This window comes from Actinoalloteichus spitiensis RMV-1378, assembly GCF_000239155.1.
GTDB lineage: Bacteria > Actinomycetota > Actinomycetes > Mycobacteriales > Pseudonocardiaceae > Actinoalloteichus_B > Actinoalloteichus_B spitiensis.
In genome coordinates this window covers 1-22,889 of record NZ_AGVX02000196.1, presented here as the reverse complement: position 1 = coordinate 22,889, position 22,889 = coordinate 1, and the positions used below count along the sequence as shown (strand labels likewise).

The following is a 22,889-nucleotide window of genomic DNA, read 5'->3' as shown; positions in this document are numbered from 1 at the left end:
GCCCGCACCACCCCCGCACCCCCCGCCCCCTGGTGCTGAACACCTGGGAAGCGGTCTACTTCGACCACGATGTCGACAGGCTGCGGGAACTGGCCTCGGTGGCCGCCTCGGTCGGGGTCGAACGCTTCGTGCTGGACGACGGCTGGTTCCTCGGGCGCCGCCACGAGCGGGCCGGCCTCGGCGACTGGTACGTCGACCCCGGGAAGTACCCCGACGGTCTGCACCCCGTCTTCGACCACGTGCGCCGGCTGGGCATGGAGGTGGGCCTGTGGGTCGAACCCGAGATGGTCAACCCCGACTCGGACCTCTACCGCGCCCACCCGGACTGGGTGTTGGCGGCGGAGGGGCGGTTACCGCTCCCCTGGCGCCACCAGCACGTGCTCGACCTGTCCCGGCCCGAGGTCTCCGAGTACCTCTTCGAGCGCCTGACGGCGCTGGTCACCGAGTACCGGGTCGACTACCTGAAGTGGGACCACAACCGCGACCTGTTGGAGGCCGTCCACGGGCCGACGGGTCGGGCCGGCGTCCACGCCCAGACCCTGGCCGGCTACCGGTTGCTGGACAGGCTGCGGGAACGGCACCCGGGGTTGGAGATCGAGTCCTGCTCCTCCGGTGGCGCGCGGGTGGACCTGGGAGTGCTGGAACGGACCGACCGGGTGTGGGCCTCCGACACCAACGACCCGGTGGAACGCCAGGCCATCCAGCGCTGGACCGAGGTGCTCCTGCCTCCCGAACTGGTGGGAAGCCACGTCGGCGGCCCCACCTCGCACACCACGGGACGCATGACGGACCTGCGGTTCCGCCTGCTCACCAGCCTCGGCGGGCACGCCGGCATCGAGTGGGACCTGGTCGGCCGGGACGAGGCCGAACTCGACGCGATCCGGGCCTGGGCGAGCCTGTACCGGGAACTGCGGGAGCTGCTGCACGGAGGCCGCGTCGTCCACGTCGACCACCCCGATCCCGAAGCCCTGGTCCGGGGCGTCGTGGCGCCGGACGGCCGAGAGGCCGTCTTCTCCTACGCCCGGGTGGGGACCTCCACCGGGGCGGTCCCCGGGCGGGTGCGGCTGCCCGGCCTGGTGCCCGAGCACCGGTACCTCGTGCGGATCCGCACCGAGGTCGGAGAGCCCACCTCCGGGTCGGCCGTCGGGCTGCCCCGGTGGATCGGGGAAGGTGGCGTGGTGCTCACCGGGCGGGCCCTGGAGGCGGTGGGACTGCAACTGCCCGTCCTCCACCCCGCGCACGGCCTGCTCCTGCACCTGATGGCGGCGTGAGCCCGGCCGAGGCGCGTCCGGTGCTGGGGTTCACCCCTGTTCCCAGGTGCCGGAGGCGAGGAACTCGTCGATGGTCCGGCGGTGCGGGGCCAGGTCCAGCTGCTGCGCCGCCACCCAGGAGTCGTCGTAGTAGGTGTGGTCGTAGCGGTCCCCGCCGTCGCAGAGCAGGGTGACCACGCTGCCCGTGGTGCCCGCGTCCAGCATCCGGCTGATCAGCTGCCAGCTGCCCCAGAGGTTGGTGCCCGTGGAACCACCGGCGCGCAGCCCGGTCATCTCGTGGAGGTGGCGGACGGCCGCGATGCTCGCGGCATCGGGCACCGGGATCATCAGGTCGATCACGCTGGGCACGAAGCTGGGTTCGATGCGGGGGCGGCCGATCCCCTCGATCCGGGAGGGCATCCCGGTGGCGTAGTCGGGAGCGCTCGTGGTCCACCCCGGGAAGTACGCGGAGTTCTCCGGGTCGACGACGGCCAACCGGGTCGGGTAGCGCCGGTACCGCAGGTAGCGGCCGATGGTCGCCGAGGTCCCGCCGGTACCGGCACCCACCACGATCCACTCGGGGACGGGGTGCCGTTCCTGGCTGAGCTGCTCGAAGATGGACTCGGCGATGTTGTTGTTCCCGCGCCAGTCCGTCGCCCGTTCGGCGTAGGTGAACTGGTCCATGTAGTGCCCGCCGGTCTCCTCGGCGAGCCGCTGGGCCTCGGAGTAGATCTCGATCGGCCGGTCGGTGAAGTGGCACCGACCGCCGTAGCGTTCGATGAGCGCGATCTTCTCCGGACTCGTGGTGCGGGGCATCACGGCGATGAACGGCAGGTCGAGGAGCCGGGCGAAGTACGCCTCGGACACGGCGGTGCTCCCGCTGGTGGCCTCGATGATCGTGGTGTGCTCGGTGATCCACCCGTTGGCGAGACCGTAGAGGAACAGCGACCTCGCCAGCCGGTGCTTCAGGCTCCCGGTGGGATGCACCGACTCGTCCTTGAGGTAGAGGTCGATCCCCCACTCGGCGGGCAGTGGCACGAGGTGCAGGTGCGTGTCGGCCGACCGGTTGGCGTCCGCCTGCACCCGGCGGACCGCCTCGTCCGCCCAGGCGCGCGCCCGGCGGCCGAGAGCGTCGTCCCACTTCCCCTCGTCCCGCGCCCCAGCCCGCATCGCGGCAGGATAGCCGACCCACCTGGGCGCCGGTCCGCCCCGTGGCCGACGGCCAGCGGCGTTTGGTCCTCCCCCGGTCGGGCATTCCGGGGGGACGCGCCTCGTGTGAGCAGAGCGGTGTGTGCCGCCTCGCCGAGCCGACGACGCCGACGGCGCCGGGCTGGACGCACCGCGTGCCACCGACAGCGGGGGCAACGGCAGGTCGTCAGCACTGGGAGGTTGGCAATGAGCGGCTACTTCGGCCCCGAGGGTGGCCTCGGCGGGGGCCCGGAAGGCTTCGGCGGAGGCTCCTTCGACGAGTTCCTCGCCCGGTTCTTCGGCAGCGGTGGACAGCGCCACCCCGCGCGGCGGGTGGACATCACGTTGCTGATGAGCGAGCAGGCGCGGGAGCTGATGGCCAGGGCTGCCCGGAAGACGGCCGAGTGGGGGCGGGCGGACGTCGACACCGAGCACCTCCTCTGGGCAGCGACGCAGGTAGCCCCGACGCGGGAACTGCTGGAGGAGGCCGGAGCCGACCCGAGGGCGCTGGCCTCGGCCGTGGAGGAACACGGCCCGTCCTCCGGGGCACCCCGGGAGGCGCCGCCGACGCTGGCGCCCGCGGCGAAACGGGCACTGCTCGACGCCCACCAGCTGTCCCGGGCCACCGGAGCCAGCTACATCGGCCCAGAGCACCTGCTGTTGGCGCTGGCGGCGAACCCGGAGTCGCACGCGGGCAGGTTGTTGACCGGTGCCCACGTGACTCCCAACGCGCTGAGGTCGGCGTTCTCGGGGCGGGGCGCCCCGCCGGAGCGGGCGCAGCAGACCAGCACACCGACGGTGGACCAGTACGGCCGGGACCTGACCGCCGCGGCGCGGGAGGCCAAGCTGGACCCGGTGATCGGACGCGACGGCGAGATCGAGCAGACCATCGAGGTGCTCTCCCGCCGCACCAAGAACAACCCGGTCCTCATCGGGGACGCCGGGGTGGGCAAGACCGCGATCGTCGAGGGGCTCGCGCAGCGCATCGTCGACGCGGACGTCCCCGACCTGCTGTTGGACAAGCGCGTCATCCAGCTCGACATCACCGGGGTGGTGGCCGGCACCCGCTACCGGGGTGACTTCGAGGAGCGGATGAAGAAGCTCATCGACGAGATCAGGGAGCACGGCGACGACCTGATCATCTTCATCGACGAGCTGCACACGGTCGTCGGGGCGGGTTCCGGGGCCGAGGGCACCATGGACGCGGGCAACATGCTCAAACCCTCGTTGGCCAGGGGCGAGATGCGGGTGGTCGGTGCCACGACGCTCGACGAGTACCGGCGCAACGTCGAGAAGGACGCCGCGTTGGAACGGCGGTTCCAACCCATCCTCGTGCCCGAACCCACCCTGGAGGACACCATCGCCATCCTGCGTGGTCTGCGGGACCGTTACGAGGCGCACCACCAGGTGCGGTTCCGTGACGAGGCGCTCGTGGCGGCGGCCGAGCTGTCCGACCGCTACGTCACCGACCGCTTCCTGCCGGACAAGGCGATCGACCTGGTCGACCAGGCCGGGGCCCGGGTCCGGCTCCGGCTGCGGACTCCCAACGCGCAGCTGCGGGAGTTGGAGCAGCAGCTGGAGCAGGTCCGGCGGGACAAGGCGCAGGCGGTGGCGGACGAGCAGTACGAGCACGCCTCCCGGCTGCGGGACCGGTCCGAGGAGCTGCGGGACCAGATCGAGTCGATGCGGGAGGACGGCACTCCCCGGTCTCCCGAGGTCACGACGAACGACATCGCCGAGGTCGTCTCCCGCTCCACCGGCATCCCGGTCAGCCAGCTGACGGAGGAGGAACGCAGCCGGTTGCTCCGCCTGGAGGAACACCTGCACCACCGGGTCATCGGGCAGGACGAGGCCGTGCGTGCGGTGGCCGAGGCGGTCCGGCGGTCCCGCGCCGGGTTGGGGGACCCGAACCGGCCGATGGGCAGTTTCCTGTTCCTGGGGCCCACCGGGGTCGGCAAGACCGAGCTGGCGAAGGCACTGGCGGAGGCGCTGTTCGGCGACGAGGACCGCATGGTGCGGATGGACATGAGCGAGTTCCAGGAACGGCACACGGTGAGCCGGCTCACCGGCGCTCCTCCCGGTTACGTGGGGTACGAGGAGGCCGGACAGCTCACCGAGACCGTCCGGCGGCACCCCTACTCCGTGCTGCTGTTCGACGAGATCGAGAAGGCGCACTCCGACGTGTTCAACATGCTGCTCCAGGTGTTGGACGACGGGCGGCTGACCGACGGGCAGGGGCGGACCGTGGACTTCCGCAACACGGTGGTCATCATGACCAGCAACGTGGGGTCCGACCTCGTCACCAGGGGCGCGGGGCGGCTGGGGTTCAACCCCGGCTCGGCGGCCGGTGCGGACCGGGAGAGCGAACGGGTGGAGGCGCGGCTGATGAGCCGGCTGCGGGAGACCTTCCGCCCGGAGTTCCTCAACCGCATCGACGAGGTCATCGTGTTCCGCCAGTTGGACTTCGCGCAGCTGCGGGAGGTGACGGACCTGATGCTGGAGGACACCCGACGGCGGCTGCGCGCCCAGGACGTCTCCATCCGGTTCGAGCCCGCCGCGGTGCAGTGGGTCGCCGAGCACGGCCACCAGCCGGAGTTCGGTGCCCGGCCGATGCGGCGCACCATCCAGCGGGAGATCGACAACCAGCTGTCGTCGATGTTGCTCGACGGCCAGCTGACGCCGGGGCACGAGGTGACGGTGGACGCCAGGGACGACCACCTGTACTTCGCCGTCGACGGTGGCGAGGGGGGCGTCCGGGAACAGGCGCAACCCGCCTGAGGTCGAGCGCTCGACACGGCGGCGTACGGTGTGGCCGAGGTGCATCCCGGGAGGGGTGGTGGGAGCGGGGTCGCCGGCCGAGGAGCCGGGGCCCCGTCCGGTCATGTGCCGGACGGGGCACGGCCCGTGACGGCGTCTGACCCCGACCAGCCCGCCGTCCCCCGGGGCCACCACGGAGGACTACGGAGAGTGCTCGGATCCCGCCGGACGGGGGTCCTCGCGGACTCCCACGCGACCGACGTCACCGGGGATCGGGGACACGCCGGGCCCGCAAAGCAGCGGGTTGTCGGCGGCGTCCTTCAGGATGCCTTCTGACGTCCCCGCGACCAGCGGGAACATCGACGCACCATCAGGAAGGACGATCCACACATGGCTCTGCCCGAGTTGACGCCAGAACAGCGGCAAGCCGCGCTGGCGAAGGCCGCCGAGGCCCGCAAGGCCCGTTCCGAACTGCTCGCGGGTCTCAAGTCGGGCCAGCACACGCTGCCCGCCGTGCTCGACAAGGCCAAGACCGACACCATCGTCGGCAAGACGAAGGTGACGGCCCTGGTCAAGGCGCTTCCCGGCATTGGTGACAAGCGGGCCGCAGCCGTGCTGGAGCAGGCCGGGATCGACACGTCCCGCCGCGCCGCGGGGCTCGGCGACCGCCAGCGGCAGGCGCTGATCGACGCGCTGGCCGGCTGAGTTCCCCGTGAGCGGGACGGCGCCCGGCTCCCCTCGGTCGAGGGGGTCGGGGTCGCCTCGTTCACCCGGTCACCACCCCCGCCGCCCCCCTGCTCGGGAGGGGCGGCGGGGTGGCCTGTCCCCGGTCCTGCCCGCGGCCCCCGGCGTCAGGCCGGCACCTGGTCGGAGTCCCGCTCCCAGTGCCGGTGCGCGCCGAGCGCGTGGACGAAGTGCCCGCTCACCCCGGGGCTGCTCGCGTTGTCCACGTCGGTCACCACGCCCTGGTCGGTCACCGTGCCGTCCCCCTCGTTGGCCAGCCGCACGTTGACCAGTCCCGCCCTGCCGAGCAACGCGACGCCGTGCCCGGTCGCCGCGAGCGGCTTGCCGTGTTTGAAGGCCTCGGCGACGAAGTGCAGTGCCAGGCCGTCCGAGGAGAGGTTCTGGAGGCTCTCCTCCCCCGCTGGTACGTACACGGCGTCGTAGAGCACGGAGGCCATGGTGGACATGGCCCGGTCGACGGCGATGCTCCCGCCGTCCGAGGTGCGCACCGAGCCGTCGGCGGGTGCCAGCAGCTCGGGGACCGCCCCGCGTGAGCGGAGTTCCTCGCTGATCAGCCGGACCGCGCCCTCGTCGACCCCGTCGGACACCAGCACCGCGACCCGCCGGGTCTCCAGGCGGCCGGTGACCGCGTTCGCCTGGCTCAGCGCGGGCGAGCTGCGCCCGTGGTTGGGTCGGACCTCCGAGCTCGGAGCGGGGACGCCGATGCCGTTCGCGACCTGCACGGCGAGGTCGTGGTCGACGTGGTTGATCTGGGCGACGACGCGTTCCCGGATCTCGACGGTCTCGACCTTGCCGAGTTCGAAGCGGAACGCGGCGATGATGTGCTGCCGTTCCCAGGCCGACATGCTGTTCCAGAACAGGGTGGCCTGCGAGTAGTAGTCCTTGAAGCTCTCGCTCCTGGCCCGGATCTTGTGGCCCTCGACCTTCTCCTGGTAGTGGCGGAACGCACCCTGGTCGGCTCCCGCCGTCATGGGGCAGCCCCCGCCGAGGCTGTTCTTGGTGTAGCTGGTCCGCCCCCGGTGGATCCGGGACTGGTGGTAGCCGTCGCGCTGGTCGTTCGTGACGGGAGCCACCGGGCGGTTCACCGGGATCTGCGCGAAGTTGGGGCCGCCGAGCCGGATGAGCTGGGTGTCGAGGTAGGAGAAGTTGCGGGCCTGGAGCAGCGGATCGTTGGTGAAGTCGATGCCGGGCACGACGTTGGCGGTGTGGAACGCGATCTGCTCGGTCTCGGCGAAGAAGTTGTCCGGGTTCCTGTTGAGCACGAGCTTGCCCACCGGGCGGACGGGGACCTCCTCCTCCGGGATGATCTTGGTGGCGTCCAGCAGGTCGAAGTCGAAGTCGAACTCGGCGGACTCCGGGACCAGCTGCACACCCAGCTCCCATTCGGGGAACTGCCCGGCCTCGATCGCCTCCCAGAGGTCCCGCCGGTTGTAGTCGGGATCCTTGCCGGCGACCTTCTGGCACTCGTCCCACACCAGGGAGTGCGTTCCCAGCACCGGCTTCCAGTGGAACTTCACGAAGGTGCCCCGGCCCTCACCGTCGACGAAGCGGAACGTGTGCACGCCGAAGCCCTGCATCATGCGGTAGCTGCGGGGCAGTGCCCGGTCGGACATCAGCCACATCATCATGTGCATCGACTCGGGCTGGAGCGAGACGAAGTCCCACAGGGTGTCGTGCGCCGACTGGGCCTGCGGGATCTCGTTGTGCGGTTCCGGTTTCACCGCGTGCACGAAGTCGGGGAACTTGATGCCGTCGTGGATGAAGAAGACGGGCATGTTGTTCGCGACGAGGTCGTAGTTGCCCTGCCGCGTGTAGAACTTCGTCGCGAATCCCCGTACGTCCCGGACGGTGTCGGCGGACCCCCGCGACCCGGCCACGGTGGAGAAGCGCACGAACACGGGCGTGCGCAGGCCCGGGTCGGTGAGGAACTCGGCGGAGGTGTACTCGCCGAGTGAGCCGTCGTAGGGCTGGAAATACCCGTAGGCACCGGCTCCCCGCGCGTGAACCACCCGTTCGGGAATGCGTTCGTGGTCGAAGTGGGTGATCTTCTCCCGCGCGTGGAAATCCTCCAGCAGGGTGGGGCCGCGTTCCCCGACGGTCAGCGAGTCGTCGGTGTGGTCGACGCGCACTCCCTGCTGCGTCGTGAGGTAGGCGCCGTCAGCGCTGACGCGCTCCGCGTCCAGTTGCCGTTGCTTGTCGTCCGCGCCTCGACCGGAAGGCGGCGGGTTGCCCGAGACAGGATCTGGACCGCTCATCTGACAAACCTCTCCGTCGTGGTCTGGCTTCCCTCCGTAGGGGTTCCTCCGCTCCTACCCGGCGGGCGGCGGCCGAAACCCACCCGCACGCGGTCACGGCGGGGTCGGCGGCGGGAGGGAGTGGGCCGCGGACCGACGGGGTACCCGGTGGGCATGACGAGGCACTTCGAATCCGGCCGGGGTGAGGACCGCGCTCCTGCCCACGATCCCGAGCGGGTCCCCCCGACCGAGACCCCGCCGGCCGAGAGCAGCGCCACCGAGGAGCTCGCCTACCGGGACCCGAAGCCGCCGTCGCGGTGGAGCGTCCGGCTGACGGTGTTGGCGATCGTGCTGCTGGCCGCGCTGGTGGCGGGCTTCTTCGCTGGGTACCTCGCGGGTCTCTTCTTCTGACCACGGTCCGGTGACGGCCGGCGGCTCCGGCCCGCTGCCACCCTGGGAGCTCCTCCGGCGCCGCCGGGGGCGTGCGGCACGCCGGGGTACCACCGGTGCTGGTCCGGTACCGGGGGTGCCGTCCCGGACGCGCCTCCCGGCGCACCCCGTGCCGGCTGCGGCGGTCCGCTCGGGCACCGCCCGGCTCACTCGTGGTCCAGCACCGCCCCCATCGCCGCCACCACGACCGGGTGGCCGAGGGGCAGCGGCCGACGGCGGTCGTTGCGCGTGCCGGCCGGGTCGAGTTCCCGGACCGGCACGGAGCCGAAGTGGTCGGGGACCTCAGACGGTTCGGGGAGCGCGGGGCCGGCCAGCAGGTAGACGGCGTCGATCCCGGACCCGGGACGGGTGGCCAGCCACTGCGCGGTGTCCACCAGGTTCCGCGTGGTCAGCAGGACGACCGGGGCCTCGCCGAGCAGGCTGGCGGCCAGGTGCGCGGGATTCGGCAGGGCTGGCCACCGGACCCACTCGACGCGGTAGCGGTCGGACAGCGTCCGCCAGCTGGCGGGCAGCTCGCCGTGGATCGCCTCGCCCGCCGGGTCCAGCACCATGATCGTCGGCGACTCCGGAGGCCCGGCCGTGACGACTCCCGGTCCGCTCTCCGGGGAGAACCTGCGCTCGCTGATCGTCATGCTCGTCCTCCACTGGCCGCCTCGTCGCGTCCCTCCACCGGCCGGCCCGGTCGTGGGCGACCCCGTGGTGGGGGAGTACCCAGCGGGGAAGGTGGGCACACGGAGGAGCGGCGGGGAGCGCCACCGGCCCCCGGGGTTCCGGGGTGGCGGCAGCCCTCCCGCCTGGTGTTCGACCCCCCGGGTGGGGACGGACGGGAGCCGTCAGCGGACCGCCACCGCCTCCTCCCCTCGGGGCAGGAGTTCGCCCACCACCGGGAAGCCGGGCACCTCCCCCGCCACCAGCAGCCCGCCCGAGATCTGCGGGTCGGCGAGCAGCAGGGCGTCCTCCTCCGGCAGGCCGTCGGCCGCCACGTGCTGCCCCAGCCAGCGCAGGACCCGCCGGGACCGGGGGGAGTCGGCGTGCGCGGCGCTGGTCCGCGCGCCCTCCAGGAACGGGAGGGCCGCCGAGTCGAGGACCACGGTGACGCCGCTGGCCCGCGCCAGCAGGTAGGCATGGCCGAGCAGGCCGTACTCCCCCACCTCGACGGCTCCCCGCGCGCCGTTCTCGAGGGCGCTTTCGGCTGCCCGGTGGTTGAGGGCGGTCATGCTCGCCACGGCCTGCGGAAGTACTCGCCGGTCGCTCGGTGCCGCCGGGTCAGCACCCCGCTGCCCAGGGGTTTGGTCAGGGTGAGCGGCACCCCTGGCACGCCGCCGTCGGCGCTGAGGACCGCGTCCGGACGCCCCGCGCCGGTCACGGACAGGCCGTAGCCGAGGCGGTCGTCGCCGACGGGGTGGGTGCCGCCGAGCTGGCACCGGGCGTCCCGTGCCACGTCCAGGCCGCCCTGGAGGAGCTGCGCCGCCTGGTCGGCGGGCAGGTCCCGCCGCCAGCCCAGCAGGTTCACGGCGAGTACCGGACGGGCGCCGGTGGCGTACACCGGGGAGAACGCGTGGGCCGCCGCGACGCAGCCCCAGTCGTAGGGATCGTCCAGGACGGGGGGCAGGATCCTGGTGGAGCTGGCCAGGGTGTGGTTGGTGGCCCACCGCAGGACGCTGGCGCTGTCGGTGTCGTCCCGCCCGGCGAGGAGTTCTCCGACCGCTCCGCTCCCGGGTGCCGCGCCGGCGAGTCCGTGGACGAGCCGCTCCAGCTCGGGCGGGAGTAAGGCCGGGTCCTCGTCCTCGGGGAGGAACCGGGTGAGGCGCTGGTCTCCGGGTGCGTGGCGGACCGGGTCGTCGGGGCGTGCTGGTTGTGGGGAATGGGACATCTGATCATGGTGCCCGAACCGGTGTCGTGGCGGTACGCGGTGGCGGAGCCGCCCCGGGCGGGCGGCCCGGTCGGCGGCACCACCGGTGCGGGTCGGTGGGGCGCGGTGGTGCCACCGGCGGTGAGCCGGCGTGGAGACGTGGGCGGTGTCCCGCTCCGGTCGGAGGGCTCCGGTCGGACGGCTCTTGTCGGAGGGCTCCGGTCGGAGGGCTCGGGCCGGGACGGGTCGGGACGGCGTCCGCCGCACCGACCGGGCCGACCCGCGCCGACCACGGGCCTGGCCCGGCTCCTGGTGGGGCGGAGGCACCGTTCTCCGGGGTGGCACGGCGTCGGGCCCCCAGGTCGTGGCCGGCCGGAGAATGAGGTGGCGTGGGCGACGGTGGTGCCCGAGGATGACCCCGGTGATCGATACTGGTTTGGCGGACACCGTGGTCCTGGTGACGGGAGCTGACCGGGGGATCGGCGCGGCGACCGCACTCGCCTTCGCCGCCCAGGGGGCCCGGGTCGCCGTGCACCACCACCCCGGCACGGCGAGCCCGCCGCCGGGTGTGCGGTTCGAGCACACGCCGGGTGGTGCGGACGAGGCAGGCGAGTTGGTTGACAGGCTGGTCCAGGCCGGGGCGGGGGCGGTGGCGACGTTCCCGGCGGACCTCGGGGCCCCCGGGGCACCGCGCGCGCTCCTCGACGCCGTCGAAGACGAGCTGGGGCCGGTGCTGGTCCTGGTCAACAACGCCGCCCACTGCGAGAGTCCCGACATCGTCACCGAGCTCACCGAGGGCGTGCTGGACCGGACGTACCGGGTGAACGTGCACGCGCCCGCGCTGCTCATCTCGGAGGTCGCGCGCCGGCGCACGACCGGCGGTGCGGGTAGCCCGACCGGACCCGAGGACCGGGAGTGGCTTCCGGCGGTGATCAACATCTCCACCGACGCCGCCCGGGCGTTCCCCGGGCAGCTCGCCTACGGCACGTCCAAGGCGGCGTTGGAGGCGCTGACCCGTGCGACCGCCCTGGATCTCGGTCCGCTGGGGGTGCGGGTGAACGCCGTGGCCCCGGGGCCGGTGCAGACCGGTTGGATGGCTGCCGACCTCGTGGAGCAGGTGCGTCCGTCGATCCCGTTGCGCAGGGTGGGGGACCCGGGCGACATCGCGGACTGCGTCGTCTTCCTCGCCTCCCGGCAGGCGCGTTGGATCACCGGGCAGGTGGTGCAGGTCGCGGGTGGCCACGCGTTGTGAGCGCACCCGGGCCTCGGGTGGGGGCGGGCGGCGTCCCCTCCCGGCCCTCCCCCCCCTGGGCGGGGGCGTTCGTGGTGGACCCCGGGGTGCTGGCTCAGCGCGAGCTCACGGCCAGCCACCCCGCCAGGCCGAGGAAGACGACCCCGGTCCCCTGGTCCACCCGCCGCATGGCACCGGGTCGGGTGATGGCCCCGATGCGGGCGCCGGCGGTGGCGTAGAGCAGCATGACGACGAACTCGACGACCAGGTAGCCGGCGCCGAGGGCCAGCAACCGCGCGGTCGCGGACTCGCTGTCCTGGTCGACGAACTGGGGCAGGAAGGCCGTGAACAACAGCAGTGCCTTCGGGTTCGTCGCGGCCACCAGGAACTCGCGGCGAGCGAGGCGCCAGCGGGACGGGCGGGTTTCGGCCTCCGGGGCGGGGGCCTCGCCCGCTCCCGCCCGGCGGGAGCGCCAGAGCGTGGAGATCCCCAGCCAGCCGAGGTAGGCCACGCCGCACCAGGTCAGCACGGTGTACGCGAGGTCGGAGGACGTGATCAGGGCGCCGGCTCCGAACGCGACCGCGAGGATCATGAGGACGAAGGCGAACAGGCGTCCGGTGGCGGCCACGACGGCGGGGGTGATGCCGTGGTGGATCGCGTTGCGCATGCCGAGAAGTTGGTTCGCTCCCGGTACCAGCGACACCAGGAACGCGGCGGTGAGGAACCCCGTCCACTCCGCACCCACCCGGGACCTCCCCCTCGCCTGGCGGGTCCGACCGCCGCTCCCGGCGACGTCGGTGGGCGGCGGCCCTCTGGATGACCCGCGTGTGAGTGAGCCACGCTACTGGTCGTGGTCTCGCAGTGGGGGCTTCCGGGGACCAGCCCTCACTGTGGTCGCCACCACCCCGGTGCGGTGGCTGCCGGCACCCGCGGACCTCCGCCCCGGCCAGCGCTGGCCGGGGCGGATCGGCGAACCCTGGTCACCCGGGTGGTACCGCACCACCCGGGTGAGGGGACGTCAGCCGGGATCAGCTCGCGGCGACGCGGATGACGTTCCAGGACAGCGGTGGCAACTCCGCGGTGAGGGTTCCGTCCTGGCAGCTCGTACCGGACACCTGGCGAGGTGTCACCCGGTCCTGGTGCTCCAGGGTGTTGGTGGCGTGCCGGTCCGCGTCGGCGAGCACCCGGTGCTCCAGCACCCGGGCCTGGCCGAGGCCGCGCAGGTCAGCGGTGAGCCGGAGGGGGTTCTCGGTGTCGCGGTTCACCGCGAAGACGGTGACGCTGCCGTCCTCCGCCTCCACGGCGGTCGCGTGCAGGTGGTCGACCTCCCCGAACTTCGCCGTCTCGTAGGTGGTGCTCGTCCCGGCCAGTCGCAGGACACGGCCGCGGCCGTGCCGTGCCGCGTCGGCGAAGGGGAAGAAGCTCGTCTGCCGCCACGCCGGGCCGCCGGGCTCGGTCATGATCGGCGCGATGACGTTGACGAGCTGGGCCAGGCAGGCCGCGGTGACCCGGTCGCAGTGCCGCAGCAGGGTGATCAGGAGGCTACCGACCACCACGGCGTCGGTGACCGAGTAGACGTCCTCGATGACGCGGGGCGCCACCCGCCAGCCGGGGTCCTCGCCCTCACGGGACTGGTACCAGACGTTCCACTCGTCGAAGGAGATCTCCAGCCGCTTGGAGCTGCGGACCTTGGCCCGGACGTGGTCGGCCGTCGCCACCACGCTGTCGATGAAGTGCTCCATGTCCACGGCGGAGGCCAGGAAGCTGCCGACATCGCCGTTCTGCTCGTGGTAGTAGGCGTGGCACGAGACGTAGTCGACGCGGTCGTAGCAGTGCTCGAGCATGGTCGCCTCCCAGGAGGCGAAGGTCGGCATCGCCGAGGAGGAGCTGCCGCAGGCGACCAACCGCAGGTCCGGGTCGATCAGCCGCATGACGTTCGCGGTCTCGTTCGCGAGCCGGCCGTACTCCTCCGCGGTCTTGCGCCCCATCTGCCACGGCCCGTCGAGCTCGTTGCCCAGGCACCACAGCCGGATGTCGAAGGGCTCCTCGTCGCCGTGCCGCCGTCGCAGGTCGGACAGCTCGGTACCGCCGGGGTGGTTGGTGTACTCGAGCAGCCGGCGGGCGTCGTCGACGCCCCTCGTCCCGAGGTTGAGCGCCATCATCGGTTCGATGCCCGTCCTGCGGGTGAAGTTCATGAACTCGCTGAGGCCGAACTGGTTGGTCTCGGTCGACTTCCAGGCCAGTTCGAGGCGGCGGGGACGTTCCTCGACCGGCCCGACCCCGTCCTCCCAGTTGTACCCGGAGACGAAGTTCCCGCCGGGGTACCGGACCATCGTCACGCCCAGCTCCCGGATGAGGGCCAGCACGTCGGTGCGCAGGCCGTCCGCGTCGGCTGTCGGGTGGTCCGGCTCGTAGATGCCGGTGTAGACGCACCGGCCCATGTGTTCGACGAAGGAGCCGAACAGGCGGGGGTTCACTTCGCCGACGCTGAACGCCGGGTCCAGTGTGAGGGAGGCGGTGGGCTGCACTGGGGTGGCGGAGTCCTGCATTGCTTCCTTCCATCGGTTCACGTCGGGGGTGGTCGCCGGGCGGTGACCACCCCCTGGCGGCCTCGGGTGCCGCCGCACGTCATGGCCGTTCGGCCGTGCCCGGGTCAGGTCACGAGGGGCCATCCCTCGTCGTCCCAGGAGAGCTGGTTCAGGCCGACCTTGGACAGGCCACCGTCGGCCCGGTCGTAGTAGTGGTAGACGAGCAGATCGACGTCGCCGTCCCGCAGGACGCTCTGCCCGCCGGGTCCGCGCACGTCGCCGTGACTGGCGAGCAGCTGGGTCCCGCCGCCGTCGAGCATCGGCACGCCGTCGCGGTCGACGTACGGGCCGGTCGGGCTGGCCGAGCGGCCCACCATGATCCGGTAGTCGCTGTCCACTCCCCGGCAGCAGTGGTCGAAGGAGACGAACAGGTAGTAGTAGCCGCCGCGTTCGATGACGTAGGGCGCCTCGACCGCCTGCTCCACGGGGCGGCGGGCCAGGTGGTGGAGGGTGCGGTCCGTGGGGTGCGGCATCCCGGTGAAGGGGTCGAGGCGGATCATCCTGATGCCGCTCCAGAAGGAGCCGAACACGAGCCACCACCGGCCCTGCCGGTCCACCAGCAGTGCCGGGTCGATGGCGTTGTGGTCGTCGTCGAGGGTGGTGGACACGACGATGCCGTGGTCGGTGAACGTGCCGGGACGTCCGCTGGGGCTGGTGGCCAGTCCGATGGCCGAGTTCCGGGAGCCGGACGTCGAGGCGGCGTAGTACAACCAGTACCTGCCGCGCTGGTAGGAGATGTCGGGCGCCCACACGTCACCGTCGCTGTAGTCGTGGACCCAGGCGGGCACGGTGGGGAACACGGGGTCGGCACGGGTGAAGTGCGACCGGTCCGGGGAGGTGCGGGCACCCAGGTTCCCGTGGCTCTCCAGGAGGAGGTAGCCGGCACGGGTGCGCACCATCGAGGGGTCGTGGATGCGGGTGTCACCGCTGACCGGACCGGGGCCGGGGTAGGCGGCGATCGCGGGGGGCGCCGCCGCCATCCAGACCACCACCGTGCCCGCCGCGACCGCCACCCGGAGCGCCCCGCGTCCCTTCGTCCACCGCATGCTCGTACCTCCACCCTGGTCGCCGCCGGGGCCGGCGGCTCGTCCCCCCAGCGTCGGGCGGCTCTGCCGTGGAGGCAGGGCGCGGTCAGCCGGCAGGGTGGCGGTGTCGCTCGTTCGGCGGAGCGACCGGGGGACGCGGGTCGCGGCCGGCCGGGTCCCGGGTCCCGGTCGGGCGGCTGCCCTGCCCCGGTGGCAGGGGACGGCGAGCGGGGTCCACGCACGGCGGTGGGGCCGCCCGGACGACACCGGACGGCCACGCACCGGGACCAGTGGGCCCTCAGTAGGCACGGGGCCACCCGCCGCTCCAGTCGAGCAGGTTGACGCCCAGCTTGTGCCGACCGTGGTCGGCGCCGTCGTAGTAGTGGTACACGAGCAGGTCACCGTCGACGTCGGAGAGCACGCTCTGCCCGCCCGGTCCGATGATCGTGCCGTGGGTGGAGAGCACCTCGGTGCCGCCACCGGCGAGCATCGGCACGCCGTCGCGGTCGACGTACGGGCCGGTCGGACTGGTGGACCGGCCGACCAGGACGCGGTAGGTGCTGTCGACCCCGCTGCAGCAGTGGTCGTAGGAGACGAACAGGTAGTAGTAGCCGTTCCGCTCCAGGACGTAGGGCGCCTCCACCGCGTGGGGCGAGTCGGGTCGGGTGGCCAGGTGGTGCAGGGTGCGGTCGGTGGGGTGCCGGAGCCCGGTCTCGGGGTCGAGGCGGATCATCCTGATCCCGGTCCAGAACGAGCCGAGGGAGAGCCACCACGAGCCGTCGGAGGTCACCAGCAGCGAGGGGTCGATGGCGTTGAAGTCGTCGCCGTGGGTGCTGGAGATGACGATGCCCTGGTCGGTGAACGTGCCGGGCTGGCCGGTGGGGCTGGTGGCGAGACCGATCGCGGAGTGGTTGGAACCGAAGCTGGACGCGGTGTAGTACATCCAGTAGGTGCCCCGGTGGTAGGAGACGTCCGGTGCCCACACCCCCCGCACGTCGTTGTAGTCGTCGACCCAGGCCGGCACCTCGGCGAGGGCGGGGCCGACCCGGTCGAAGTCGATCCGGTTCGACGAGCTCCGGACCTCGATGCCGTTGTGGCTGGAGTAGAGCAGGTACCCCTCGGGGGTGCGGACCATGGACGGGTCGTGGACCAGGACATCGCCCCGCACGAGCCCGGGCAGCGGGTAGCCCTGCTCCGACGCCGGGGGGACGTCGGCCTCGGCGGCGTGCGCCACGGCGGGCACTCCCGTCGTGACCAGCGCGGTCACCGCGAGGAGAGCGACGGTGGACCGGAGGCGGCCGGCGGCTCTGACAACCATCTTCGTGCTCCTTGTCGCTGGAAGGGGTGGGATCACGGGTGGTGCTCGGTCACTGACCGGAGAGCCCGGTGTGGGCCACGCCCCGGACCACCTGCCGCTGGAACAGGACGAAGAGGACCAGCAGCGGCAGCCCGGCGAGGACCGCGGAGGCCATGACCCTGGCGAAACGCAGGCCGTAGCCGCTCTCGATCGCCGCGAGTCCCACGGGCAGGGTCATGAACTGGGGATCGGTGCTGACGATGAAGGGCCAGAGGAAGTTGTTCCAGGTGGTGATGAACGTGAAGATCGCGACGGCCGCGATCACCGGCCGGGACAGGGGCAGGATGATCTGCCAGTAGATGCGCCAACGACGGGCTCCGTCCATCAACGCGGCCTCCTCCAGCTCCCGGGGGATGCCGTCGAAGAACTTCTTGAGGATGAAGACCATCGCGGGCGTGACGATCTGCGGCAGGATGATCCCCCAGTAGGTGTCGACCATGTTCAGCAGCACCATCTGGTCGAACAGCGGGACGATCAGCACCTGCGGGGGCACCATGATCCCGACCAGGGTGATCGCGAACAGGGCTCGTTTCCCGGGGAAGTCCGTCCTGGAGAACCCGTAGGCGGCCATCGTGCAGAGGACCACCACGAGGACCGTCACGACCGTCGCGGTGAGCAGGCTGTTGAACAGCCACAGCCAGAAGTGGCCGCCGTCGAGGACGGTGCGGTAGGCGTCCAGGGTGAACTCGGTCGGGAACCAGCGCAACGGAATGGCGGTCGTCTCCGCCTCCGGCTTCACCGAGGTCAGGAACGCCCAGGCGAGCGGCAGCAGCCAGAGCGCCGCCAGCAACGCGGTGATCACGAACAGCAGTAACGCGCCGGGGCGGAAGCGCCGTCGCCTGCTGGGCGGCGGCGAGGGCGGGGTGTCGTCGCCGCGGCCGCCCGAGGGGCGGGGGTCGGCCCTCCGGTCCGTCTCGTGCAGGGTCACGATGCCTCCTCGCGCGGTCGGAAGAGCCGGACCTGGGCGACGGCGACGACCAGGATCAGGGCGAACAGGATGTAGGAGATGGCGGAGGCGTAGCCGATGCGGAAGTTGGTGAAGCCGGTCTGGTACATGTACTGGATCACCGGCCGGGTCGCGTGCTCCGGTCCGCCACCGGTCATCAGGTAGAACTGGTCGAAGATCTTCAACGAGGCCAGCAGCTGGAGCACCACGACCAGGCCGGTGGTGCGACGCAGCATCGGCAGCGTGATCCGCCAGAGCTTGTCCCACCAGGTGGCCCCGTCCAGCTCGGCGGCCTCGTAGAGGTGGTGGGGGATCGCCTGGAGCCCGGCCAGGTACAGCAGGAAGTTGAACCCGACCGTCCACCACACGGTGGTCAGGACCACCGACACCATCGCGGTGTTCGGCTCGGTCAACCACCCGATGTCGGCGTCGATCCCCAGTCCGGCCAACAGCCCGTCGGCCAGTCCGAAGTCCGGCTGGAGGATCCAGACGAAGATCATCGTGACGACGGTGGAGGGCAGGACGTACGGCGCGAAGAAGGCGAGGCGCCACAGCCAGCGCCCGGGGCTCAGGTGGTTGGTGAGCAGGGCCATCACCAGCCCCACCGCCACCAGCAGCGGGGTGCTGAGCAGGGTGAACTTGACCGTGACCCACAACGCCTGCCAGACGGCGGGATCGCCGACCGCCTCCGCGTAGTTGTCGAGGCCGACGAACCGGGCCTCGCCACTGGCGAGGCTGGCGTCGGTGAGGCTGCTGATCAGACCGCCCACCAGGGGCCAGCCGAGGAACAGCGCGTAGGCCAGCAGGAAGGGCAGCACGAACAGCAGCCCGGTCAGGTTGCGGCGCCGTCGTCGGGGTGGGCTCGCGGTGGCGGGTTCGCGCCGGGTCGTGGCGGCGGGTCCGGTGTCGACGCTCATGGCGGTCCCTCCCCTCAGTCGATCGGATTCGGACGGTCGAGCAGGTCCTCCATCACCCGGCGGATGCCGAGAACGCCCTGTTCCGGGCTGGTGCGGCCGGAGAACACCGCCGAGATCACCGCGCCGAGCTCGAGCCACATCACGGAGGCGGACCCGGCGAACCACACCTCCGGGTCCAGCTGGACGTCGTCGGCGACCGAGCGGTAGTTGGACTGCGGGCGGAGGTCGAGGTACTCCGGGTCCTCCTGGGCCGGCCGGTAGGCGGGTACGTGGCCGCCCCGCGCCCAGGTGATGCTCTGGCTGAGGAGGAAGGCGATGAACTCGTAGACGCGGCGGTGGTCCTCGTCGGTGCGGTCGGTGCGGTGGGGCAGCACGAAGACGTGCGCGTCGGCCTGCGCGTTGGCGTTGTCGAAGACCTGGGGGATGCGGGCCATGGAGAACGGGGTCCCGGTCTCCAGGAAGGTGCTGACCTCCCAGTCACCGAAGATGAAGAAGCCGGCGTGCCCGCTGGCGAACAGGGAGACCGCGCCGTTGACGTCGACCTCCCTCGGCGCGAGACCGTCGTCGGTCAGGCCGCGCATGTACTGGAGAACCCGCAACACCTTGTCGTCGTCGACGGCGAGGCCGGTGCCCTCCGGGGTGAGGAGGTGCCCGTCCAGTTGTCGGTAGAGGGTCCAGAAGACCCGCCAGGGGCCGATGGTGTCGCTGCCGACCGTCTCGGTGACCAGTCCGTGGTGACCGGTGACCTCCTTGGCCGCGGCGAAGGCGGCCCGGAGTTCGTCCGGCCCGCTGATCGGGGCCAGTGAGCCGTCCGGCGCGAGGAGACCGGCCCGCTCGCACACGTCCACGTTGTAGTAGAGGACATAGGGGTGCACGTCCAGCGGCACCGCGTAGAGCCGTCCCTCGTGGTGCGACCGCCTCCAGAGCTCCGGGGGGAAGTCCTCCTCCCGGATCCCCGCCTCGGCGAGCAGGTCCGGCCGCAGCGGGTCGATGAGCCCGCTCGGCGCGTAGCCGGGCAACCGGGTCAGGTGGAGCGCGCTGACGTCGGGCGCGCGGCCTCCGGCGCCGGACATCGAGAGCTTGGTGTAGTACCGCTCGCCCCAGGCCAGGGTGACCGCCTCGAGGTCCACCTCGGGGTGGGCCGCGCGGTAGGCGTCCAGCATCTGGTTCATGTTGATGCCGTCGCCACCGGCGAAGAGGTGCCAGAAGCGGAGCGGGATCCCGTCGGAGAAGCGTGGCGGAGCGCAGCCGCCCAGAGCTCCGAGCGCGCCGAGCGAACCCAGTCCGAGTGCGCCCCCCAGCAACGCGCGGCGGCTGAGGCGACGGGAGCGATCGCGTGGTGTCACGGCAGCACCCTGTCCCGTATATCGACATTGATCCGGTTTCTCGAACGGAAGCTATGACGCGCATTACAGTCACGTCAACGGAACAAGGGTGAGACGTGACCGCTTTCGGACGAGAACCGCTGGTAACCCCTGAGTGAGGTCAGCCTGTCCGGCCAGCGCCTCTCCCACGCACCCACCAGGCCATGTCCGGAATACCGGACGGTTATCGCCACGTCGGATGCTGCTCGGAGTGCTGTCCCGAGGGGGCGGAGCGGACCGGCGGCGCCACACCCGAAACCCCCGCGCCGGATGTCCCCGCCACGCCGGAGGAGCTGACGGCCGGGGCGTGCACCGCGCCCCGGCGGACGGGACCGGACATCGCGGTGGTCCCCGGGGTCCCGTCGCGCGCCACGGCACGAACGGAGCGGGCCCCAGCGCACCCGGACACGCGGGAGGCGGCGCGACGGGAAGACCCCGGGAGCCGCACCACCCCCACCACGGACCCGCGCTTCACCGCGACTTGACTCGGTAGTGAGCCTGGCTAAGGATCACCGACAACCACGTCCTAGGAGGTCGCTTGTCGTTGCCGCGTCGTCTCACCTCAGTCCTGCTCAGCGCGGCGCTGCTCGTCGGTGCCGCGCTCGGGGCCGGCCCGGCGCAGGCCGCGCCCGCCACCCACCGCGACCCCGGGAACGGCGCCGAGCGGCACGAGGCCGCCGCTCCTGGTCCGACGGCCAGTCGCACGGTCCCGGTCACCGGGGAGAACCAGCCCGGCACGCCTGGCGGCCGCCCGTTGTCCGGGCCCGCGCCCACCGTGGGCGAACCCGGCGTCCAACAGGGGTACCCGCGTCAGACCCAGCTCCGCGAGTACCCCGAGGACCCGGAGGACCGGTCCGTCCGGCTCGGCCTGCTGCCCTACCACGAGATCGCGCCTCGCCTGAACGACCTCCAGCGGGAGAGCGACCGGGTCTCGGTCGAGGTCGTCGGCGAGTCCACGTTGGGCCGCGACCTCTACCTGGTCACGGTGACCGCTCCAGAACGGCCCGCCGAGACCCGTCGGCAGGACGCGTGGCGGGACCTCATCCAGGACAACCCGGGCCAGGCGGCCCGGCGCGGCGCCTTGCGCTCCCAGTACAAGGCGCCGGTGTGGATCAACGCCAACATCCACGGTGACGAGTGGGAGGGCACGGACGGGGCCATGCGGGTGGTCGAGCGGCTCGCCACCTCCGACGACGAGGACGTCCTCGCCCTGCTCGAACAGACCCGCGTCCACGTCACGATCAGCGGCAACCCCGACGGCCGGGTGGCCGGCACCCGGTCCAACGCGGCGGGCTTCGACGTCAACCGGGACCACATCACCTCGTCGCAGCCGGAGTCCCGAGCAGCCCGCGACGTACTCATCGAGACCCAACCCCTGCTGATGCTCGACCAGCACGGGTACACCGGGAACACCCTGATCGAACCCGGCACGCCGCCGCACGGGCAGAACTACGAGTTCGACCTGTACATCCGGCACGCCTACGCCAACGCGCTCGGCATGGAGCGGGCGGTCCAGGACCTCGGGCACGCGGAGACCCGCCAGGTGGACATCCCGTTCCGCGACTACCAGCCGGGGGCCTGGGACGCCTGGCCGCCGATCTTCACGCCCATGTACGCCATCTACCACGGGGCCATCGGCCACACCGTCGAGGTGCCGATGCGGGTCAACCGCACGCAGTACGACACGCTGCCGGTGGAGGAGCTGCGACGCCGAGCCGGGATCAACACCGACGTCGCGGAGGCCACGATCAACGCGGCGCTCGACTACGTCGTGGAGCACCGCGAGTCGCTGCTGGCCGACCAGATCGAGCTGTTCCGGCGGGGCTGGGCCGGTGAGGCGCAGCGGGACGTGGAGGACGACTACGTCCCCGGGTTCGGCGACGAGGACCGCTACCACACCACCTTCCCCCGCGCCTACGTGATCCCCGGCGGGGCGGGCCAACGGTCCGAGGCGGCGGCGGCCCGGTTGGTGGACCACCTGGTGGCGCACGACGTGCGGGTCGAACGCGCGGAGGCGGGTTTCCGGCTCGGCGGCGCGTCCTACCCGGCCGGCTCGTACCTGGTGGACATGCACCAGCCGAAGCGGGGCCTGGCGAACGTCATGCTGGAGGCGGGCCGGGACATCTCGAGCGACGTGCCCACGATGTACGACATCTCGGGGTGGAGCCACGGCTTGCTGTGGGGCGCCTCGGTGGACGTGGTGTTCGACGAGGCGCCCACCGTCGCGACCAGTCCGGTGGTGGCCGCCGCGCCCACGGGTGCGGTAGGCGCGCAACCCGGCTCCGACCTGGCCCTCGACCTGGTGGACGGCGGGGACGTACGGGCGGTGAACGCCCTGGTGGCCGCCGGACACGAGGTCTACCGGCGGGACGACGGTTCCGTGGTGCTGCCCGCCTCGGCCAGGCCTGGGGCACTGGTCGTGGCCGACCGTTACGGGGTGCGCTTCACCTCCTCGCCGCCCGGGGAGCGGGGGGTCCCCCTGCACCGGCCGGTGGTCGCGGCGGCGGCGTCCGCCGACGAGCTGTTGGTGCTGCGGGACCTCGGCTTCGAGGTCCGGTCCGTGTCGGCGGCCGTGCTCGACGGCGGGTTCGACTGGTCGGACGTCGACGTCCTCTACGTCTCCTCCGGGCTGCGCTACTCCGCCCTGTCGGTACGGGCGCGCTCGGCACTGGACGACTTCCTCGTCGACGGCGGCGTGGTGAGCCGGGGCCGCACCGGCGCGACGTTCAACGACGAAGCGGGCCTGCTCACCGCGTCCGCCATCACCGGACCGTCCAACGCCAACGGCGTCGTCGCGGTGTCCCCCGGGTCCGGTCCGGTGGGGAACCACGCCCCTGACCACTCCTTCGTGTACTCCCCGCTGTGGTTCACCGAGCTGGGCCCCGAGGTGCGGGTGGAACAGCGCTACGCGGAGGACGGCCCTCTCGTCGCCGGCCACTGGAGCGAGGGGGACCGGGGCCCGCGAGCGGCAGGGGGGGGGGGGGCG

At 72.1% G+C, this 22,889-nt stretch carries 18 protein-coding genes; 6 read left to right on the top strand and 12 right to left on the bottom strand.

Going from position 1 to position 22,889, the window contains the following annotated elements; genetic code table 11:
• On the top strand, positions 1–1,271 hold a 1,271-nt coding region (locus tag ACTIDRAF_RS0210075), incomplete at its 5' end, for an alpha-galactosidase (RefSeq protein ID WP_026065952.1).
• A 30-nt stretch (positions 1,272–1,301) separates the two neighbouring features.
• Here the strand turns inward: ACTIDRAF_RS0210075 and cds1 are convergent.
• Positions 1,302–2,420 carry an L-cysteine desulfhydrase Cds1 gene (gene cds1, locus ACTIDRAF_RS0210070; protein WP_016698612.1) on the bottom strand — a complete coding sequence of 373 codons (1,119 nt, stop codon included), beginning with the start codon at positions 2,418–2,420 and terminating at the stop codon, positions 1,302–1,304.
• 225 nt (positions 2,421–2,645) lie between these two features.
• Here cds1 and ACTIDRAF_RS0210065 point away from each other — a divergent pair, with 225 nt between their 5' ends.
• Entirely contained in the window at positions 2,646–5,216 is a 2,571-nt protein-coding gene (locus ACTIDRAF_RS0210065) for an ATP-dependent Clp protease ATP-binding subunit (RefSeq protein WP_016698611.1), read from the top strand.
• A gap of 369 nt (positions 5,217–5,585) precedes the next feature.
• Positions 5,586–5,900, top strand: a complete 315-nt coding sequence (mihF, locus tag ACTIDRAF_RS0210055) for an integration host factor, actinobacterial type (RefSeq protein ID WP_016698609.1) — start codon at positions 5,586–5,588, stop codon at positions 5,898–5,900.
• 146 nt (positions 5,901–6,046) lie between these two features.
• Here mihF and ACTIDRAF_RS0210050 read toward each other — a convergent pair whose 3' ends face one another.
• Positions 6,047–8,194, bottom strand: a complete 2,148-nt coding sequence (locus ACTIDRAF_RS0210050) for a catalase (protein ID WP_052168767.1) — start codon at positions 8,192–8,194, stop codon at positions 6,047–6,049.
• Positions 8,195–8,347: 153 nt separating this feature from the next.
• Between ACTIDRAF_RS0210050 and ACTIDRAF_RS28100 the strand changes: the two genes are divergently transcribed.
• Positions 8,348–8,584: a DUF6480 family protein gene (locus ACTIDRAF_RS28100; RefSeq protein WP_016698607.1), complete on the top strand. Its 237-nt coding sequence runs from the start codon at positions 8,348–8,350 to the stop codon at positions 8,582–8,584.
• A 185-nt stretch (positions 8,585–8,769) separates the two neighbouring features.
• Here ACTIDRAF_RS28100 and ACTIDRAF_RS31900 read toward each other — a convergent pair whose 3' ends face one another.
• The 3 genes from ACTIDRAF_RS31900 to selD all read right to left on the bottom strand — a co-directional run bounded on the left by ACTIDRAF_RS31900 (position 8,770) and on the right by selD (position 10,496).
• Complete coding sequence (locus ACTIDRAF_RS31900; RefSeq protein ID WP_016698606.1) at positions 8,770–9,255, bottom strand: hypothetical protein; 486 nt, start codon at positions 9,253–9,255, stop codon at positions 8,770–8,772.
• Positions 9,256–9,456: 201 nt separating this feature from the next.
• Complete coding sequence (locus ACTIDRAF_RS35470) at positions 9,457–9,840, bottom strand: hypothetical protein (protein WP_342626683.1); 384 nt, start codon at positions 9,838–9,840, stop codon at positions 9,457–9,459.
• The gene (gene selD, locus ACTIDRAF_RS35465; protein WP_342626682.1) at positions 9,837–10,496 is read right to left on the bottom strand and encodes a selenide, water dikinase SelD; all 660 of its coding nucleotides are present in this window, start codon (positions 10,494–10,496) and stop codon (positions 9,837–9,839) included. The genes ACTIDRAF_RS35470 and selD overlap by 4 nt, the downstream gene beginning before the upstream one ends.
• Before the next feature lie 391 nt (positions 10,497–10,887).
• Between selD and ACTIDRAF_RS0210030 the strand changes: the two genes are divergently transcribed.
• The gene (locus tag ACTIDRAF_RS0210030; RefSeq protein ID WP_016698605.1) at positions 10,888–11,727 is read left to right on the top strand and encodes an SDR family NAD(P)-dependent oxidoreductase; all 840 of its coding nucleotides are present in this window, start codon (positions 10,888–10,890) and stop codon (positions 11,725–11,727) included.
• A 94-nt stretch (positions 11,728–11,821) separates the two neighbouring features.
• Here ACTIDRAF_RS0210030 and ACTIDRAF_RS0210025 read toward each other — a convergent pair whose 3' ends face one another.
• From ACTIDRAF_RS0210025 to ACTIDRAF_RS0209995, 7 genes are all read right to left on the bottom strand, one after another.
• Positions 11,822–12,451: a LysE family translocator gene (locus ACTIDRAF_RS0210025; RefSeq protein WP_016698604.1), complete on the bottom strand. Its 630-nt coding sequence runs from the start codon at positions 12,449–12,451 to the stop codon at positions 11,822–11,824.
• Positions 12,452–12,734: 283 nt separating this feature from the next.
• On the bottom strand, positions 12,735–14,255 hold the full coding sequence (arfA, locus tag ACTIDRAF_RS0210020; protein WP_016698603.1) for an arabinosylfuranosidase ArfA: 1,521 nt from the start codon (positions 14,253–14,255) through the stop codon (positions 12,735–12,737).
• Between the two features lie 104 nt (positions 14,256–14,359).
• On the bottom strand, positions 14,360–15,340 hold the full coding sequence (locus ACTIDRAF_RS0210015) for an arabinan endo-1,5-alpha-L-arabinosidase (RefSeq protein WP_016698602.1): 981 nt from the start codon (positions 15,338–15,340) through the stop codon (positions 14,360–14,362).
• Positions 15,341–15,617: 277 nt separating this feature from the next.
• Positions 15,618–16,637 (bottom strand): arabinan endo-1,5-alpha-L-arabinosidase, encoded by a 1,020-nt coding sequence (locus ACTIDRAF_RS0210010; protein ID WP_016698601.1) that lies wholly within the window; start codon positions 16,635–16,637, stop codon positions 15,618–15,620.
• 49 nt (positions 16,638–16,686) lie between these two features.
• On the bottom strand, positions 16,687–17,604 hold the full coding sequence (locus ACTIDRAF_RS0210005; RefSeq protein WP_016698600.1) for a carbohydrate ABC transporter permease: 918 nt from the start codon (positions 17,602–17,604) through the stop codon (positions 16,687–16,689).
• Positions 17,601–18,539 carry a carbohydrate ABC transporter permease gene (locus ACTIDRAF_RS0210000; protein ID WP_016698599.1) on the bottom strand — a complete coding sequence of 313 codons (939 nt, stop codon included), beginning with the start codon at positions 18,537–18,539 and terminating at the stop codon, positions 17,601–17,603. Before ACTIDRAF_RS0210000 ends, ACTIDRAF_RS0210005 begins: the two co-directional genes overlap by 4 nt.
• 14 nt (positions 18,540–18,553) lie before the next feature.
• Entirely contained in the window at positions 18,554–19,885 is a 1,332-nt protein-coding gene (locus ACTIDRAF_RS0209995; RefSeq protein ID WP_039786648.1) for an extracellular solute-binding protein, read from the bottom strand.
• 556 nt (positions 19,886–20,441) lie between these two features.
• On the opposite strand from ACTIDRAF_RS0209995, the gene ACTIDRAF_RS0209990 reads away from it, so the two are divergent.
• Positions 20,442–22,889 (top strand): M14 family zinc carboxypeptidase (locus tag ACTIDRAF_RS0209990; protein WP_039786649.1); only part of this gene is annotated, 2,448 nt, incomplete at its 3' end.

Coding starts and splice junctions, on each gene's coding strand:
- cds1 (WP_016698612.1), bottom strand. CDS start 2,420: ATGCGGGCTGGGGCGCGGGACGAGGGGAAGTGGGACGACGCTCTCGGC.
- ACTIDRAF_RS28100 (WP_016698607.1), top strand. CDS start 8,348: ATGACGAGGCACTTCGAATCCGGCCGGGGTGAGGACCGCGCTCCTGCC.
- selD (WP_342626682.1), bottom strand. CDS start 10,496: ATGTCCCATTCCCCACAACCAGCACGCCCCGACGACCCGGTCCGCCAC.
- ACTIDRAF_RS0210015 (WP_016698602.1), bottom strand. CDS start 15,340: ATGCGGTGGACGAAGGGACGCGGGGCGCTCCGGGTGGCGGTCGCGGCG.
- ACTIDRAF_RS0210000 (WP_016698599.1), bottom strand. CDS start 18,539: ATGAGCGTCGACACCGGACCCGCCGCCACGACCCGGCGCGAACCCGCC.
- ACTIDRAF_RS0210050 (WP_052168767.1), bottom strand. CDS start 8,194: ATGAGCGGTCCAGATCCTGTCTCGGGCAACCCGCCGCCTTCCGGTCGA.
- mihF (WP_016698609.1), top strand. CDS start 5,586: ATGGCTCTGCCCGAGTTGACGCCAGAACAGCGGCAAGCCGCGCTGGCG.
- ACTIDRAF_RS35470 (WP_342626683.1), bottom strand. CDS start 9,840: ATGACCGCCCTCAACCACCGGGCAGCCGAAAGCGCCCTCGAGAACGGC.
- ACTIDRAF_RS0210065 (WP_016698611.1), top strand. CDS start 2,646: ATGAGCGGCTACTTCGGCCCCGAGGGTGGCCTCGGCGGGGGCCCGGAA.
- ACTIDRAF_RS0210030 (WP_016698605.1), top strand. CDS start 10,888: ATGACCCCGGTGATCGATACTGGTTTGGCGGACACCGTGGTCCTGGTG.
- arfA (WP_016698603.1), bottom strand. CDS start 14,255: ATGCAGGACTCCGCCACCCCAGTGCAGCCCACCGCCTCCCTCACACTG.
- ACTIDRAF_RS31900 (WP_016698606.1), bottom strand. CDS start 9,255: ATGACGATCAGCGAGCGCAGGTTCTCCCCGGAGAGCGGACCGGGAGTC.
- ACTIDRAF_RS0210010 (WP_016698601.1), bottom strand. CDS start 16,637: ATGGTTGTCAGAGCCGCCGGCCGCCTCCGGTCCACCGTCGCTCTCCTC.